2 protein-coding genes are annotated in these 3,615 nt (G+C 70.0%); one reads left to right on the top strand and one right to left on the bottom strand.

The annotated features are described in order from the left end of the window. The coding region (locus AC27VN_RS35745) for an ESPR-type extended signal peptide-containing protein (RefSeq protein WP_490879687.1) at nucleotides 1-2,570 on the bottom strand (2,570 nt) is incomplete at its 3' end. Between the two features lie 313 nt (nucleotides 2,571-2,883). Here AC27VN_RS35745 and AC27VN_RS35740 point away from each other — a divergent pair. Continuing rightward, the coding region (locus AC27VN_RS35740; protein WP_490879686.1) for a response regulator transcription factor at nucleotides 2,884-3,615 on the top strand (732 nt) is incomplete at its 3' end.

The following is a 3,615-nucleotide window of genomic DNA, read 5'->3' as shown; positions in this document are numbered from 1 at the left end:
TTGCCGTGGTTGCCGCCCGTCACGCCGTTGTCGTTCACGCTGTAGTAGTGCGTGCCCGCCGCCTTGAGCTGGCTCACGTTCACCGCGTCGGTGTCGACCGCGCCGGCCGCGACGTTGGTCACGCGGCGCTCGGCACCCGCGCTGCCCACCGAGACCTCGCCCACCGGCACCGCGCCGGCCACCGAAGCCGCTCCCGGTGGCACGTAGGCCGCGTTGGCGTTGAGCGTCACCAGGTCCTTCGAGGTGGTGCTGTTGGCGCCCAGGGCCACGGTGTTCGCGTAGGCAGCCGTGGCGCCCGTGCCCACCGCCACGGTGTCGCTGGCACCGGCCTGCGCACCCTTGCCGAGCAGCACCACGCCGCTGGCGTTGTCCGCGACCTGGCCGCCATCGGCCAGCACCACGCTGGAGCTCAGGCCGTTGAGCGTGGTGTCCACGCCGCCGACGAAGTTCTTCTCGCCGCCGGTCACGCTGAGGCCCTTGCCGATCACGCTGGTGGCCGAGGTCGCGCCGACCTTGTTGTTGGCGCCGATCACGCTGGTCAGCGAGGTGCCGTCCAGCGTGTTGACCGTGCCGAGGACGCTGGTGTTGTCGTTCTTGCCCGTCAGCGCGTTCTGGTTGCCGATCACGCTCACCAGCCGGTTGCCGTCGCCCGTGATGCTGTTGTTCCGGCCGATCTGGCTCGTGCTCTGGTTGTCGTTGCCGCTGAGCTCGTTCTGGTAGCCGATCAGCTGGTTGTATTCATTGGTGTTGCCCGCGATCGCATTGAGCCCGCCCGAGACGATCGCACCGTAGTTGCCGCTGCCCGAGACGCTGTTCTGCTCGCCGTTGGCGAACAGGTAGCTGCCCGTGGCATCGGTCAGCGCGTTGTTGTTGCCCTGCGCATGGCTCGAGCTGGCGGCGATCGTGTTGTGGTTGCCGACCGCATAGGAATTGTTGCCGCTGATCGTGTTCGGATCGCCGATGGCGCCGCTGTTGTCGCCGTTGACGACGTTGCCCGTGCCAATGCTGATCGACTGCGTGCCGTTGGCCTGCGCGCCCGTGCCGATGGCCACGGCCGAGACGCCGGAAGCCTGGCTGCCGCTGCCGATCGCCACCGCGGCCTTCTCGCCCGCGACCGCCGAGGAGCCGATGGCCAGCGCGTCGTCGCCGGTGGCGCGCGAGAGGTAGCCGATGGCCGTGGTGCGGCTGGCGTTGGTGCCGGCCACGCCGTTGCGCTGCGAGGCGCGCACGAACGAGTCCTGCAGCTCGGCGGCCGTCACCACCACGTTGCCGCTGCTGGCCTGCACCACGTTGCCGGCGCCGTCGATGGTGTAGCTGCCGTCGTCGATGCCGGCCTGCGTCACGCCGCGCGAGGCGAGGAAGCCCATGAACTCGTTCTGCGCCGCCAGGCTCGCCGCCTGCACCACGGCCTGGGGAATGGGGCTGTTCGGATCCTGCGCGGCCAGCGCCAGGTTGGCGCCGGCGCCGGTGCCCAGCGCGATGTTGTTGCTGCCGGTGGACTGCAGCCCCGCGAGCGTGCCCTGGTGGATGTTCTGGTCGCCGGTCACGACCTGGCCCGCGCGCTGGCCGAGCGCGATGTTGCGGTTGCCGGTGGTCAGCCCGCCCGCGCCGAAGCCCATGCCGACGTTCTCGTCGCCGGTGACGATGGCGCCGGCCTGGTTGCCGACGTAGGCGTTGCGGGCACCGCTGCCCGCGACGCCGGCGCCGCTGCCCACGAAGGTGTTGAAGGCATTGCTGAAATCGTTGGGATCGGACTTGGCCGGCCGGCTCATGCCCGCGTACATGCCGACCGCGACCGTGTCGTAGCCGGCCTCGGCGCGCGAACCCAGCGCCGTGCCGCGTCCCTCGGCCTTGGCCGAACCGCCGACGGCGACCGAGTTGCTCTCGGTGGCCGCGGCATAGGCGCCCAGCGCCACCGAGCTCCAGTTCTCGGTCGGGCTGTTGAGGTTGTTGCCGCCGCTCGCCAGCGCGCCGCGGCCGATGGCGATGTCGCCGAGCTTGCGTGCCTCGGTGCCGTTGCCCATGGCCACCGTGTCGCCCGCGCTCGCCTTGGCGTCGGGCCCGATCGCCACGCTGTTGGCGCCGGTCGCGCCCGAATTGGCGAGCGTCGAATTGCCGGCGGCGGTCGCGTTCACGTGCAGGTAGGGCGTCTCGTCGACGCTCACCCAGCGCCCGCCCTTCCAGGTCACGAGACCCTGCGTGAGGCCGTTGGCGGCCGTGCCGGGGGTGGTGTTGAACAGCACCATGCCGTCGGCCGGCACGCCGCCGGGCAGGCCCCAGACGGTCGCGTCGGTCAGCGCCACGCGCGGCATCATCACGCCGCGGGTCGAGGAGTTGATGTCGAGCACCGCGCCGGGCACCGGATCGGGGTTGGCATGCCCGGTGCCGTCATGGATGCCGGCCTGCGCCCAGGCATCGCCGGCGCCCAGCGCCGTCACCGCCGCCAGGCCCGCGGCCAACACAGCCGCGCGTACGCGACCGCCTCCCTTGCCGCGGGCCTTCACCGTTTCCGACGCCGCCACCCAGGCTCCGAGCGCTTCATTCCAGACCGACCGGTACGTCTTGTTCATTTCTTCGTGATCCTCAAAATCAGATGGGCCGCATGCGCACGACCTGGCCCCTGGCTGGGCCCGAAGGGCGGCGATGTGATGGAGGGCAGCGCTTGTTCGCTGCACAGGCGGCGGATGATGTCGAGGGGCCCTGCCGGGCGAGACCGGTGCGCGAGGTTTGGTCAGATTTGCAGAAAGCTTCTGCCCGCATTTGTGAATTTCTTTACTACTTTCTTGCAATTGCAAACAATGGGACGTGGCGTCTCGCCCGCGTGAATTCGTCAGATTTCGCGTCGGGATTCACTGTCAGAATCGCCTCGCTACCTCTCGGACCATGCGCATTGCCATCCTCGAAGACGACCCCGACCAGCTGTCACACCTGGTCCGGACACTGGAGCAGTTGTTAACAATTGGCGACACCACGGTCAGCTGCACGGCCCTCTCCGACGGCCTCGCGCTGCAGCAGGTGCTGCGGCGCGAAAGCTTCGACCTGCTGGTGCTCGACTGGAACGTGCCGGGCCTGGCCGGCGTCGAGCTGCTGCGCTGGCTGCGCACCTGGCAGGCCGACCAGGTGCCCACGCTGATGCTGAGTTCGCGCGCCTCCGAGCAGGACGTGGTGGAGGCGCTGAGCCTCGGCGCCGACGACTACATCGTCAAACCGTTTCGCCCGCTCGAGCTGCGCGCGCGAGTGCAGCGCCTGATGGCGCGCCGCGCGCCGGTGGAAAGCTCGCCCGGCGAGCGCTTCGGCCGCTGGGAGTTCGAGCGCCTCACGCACAGCGTGCTGATCCATCCGGCACCGGGCGAGGCGGCGGCGCCCGAACGCCATGCGCTGTCGGACCGCGAGTTCAGCCTCGCGCTCACGCTGTTCCAGCACCTGGGCGGCATCGTGTCGCGCGCCCACCTGCTCGAGAGCGCCGGCTACAGCAGCGACGAGCTGCCCTCGCGCACGCTCGACAGCCACATCTACCGCCTGCGCAACAAGCTCGGCCTCGAGGCCGCGCGCGGCCTGAGCCTGCGCACGGTCTACGGCCGCGGCTACCGGCTCGAGGCCATGCAGCAGGTGGAA

The organism is Variovorax sp. 20P10.2.4 (assembly GCF_058244205.1).
Note: the sequence above shows the minus strand (reverse complement) of the source record. Positions and strands in the feature narration are given on the sequence as shown.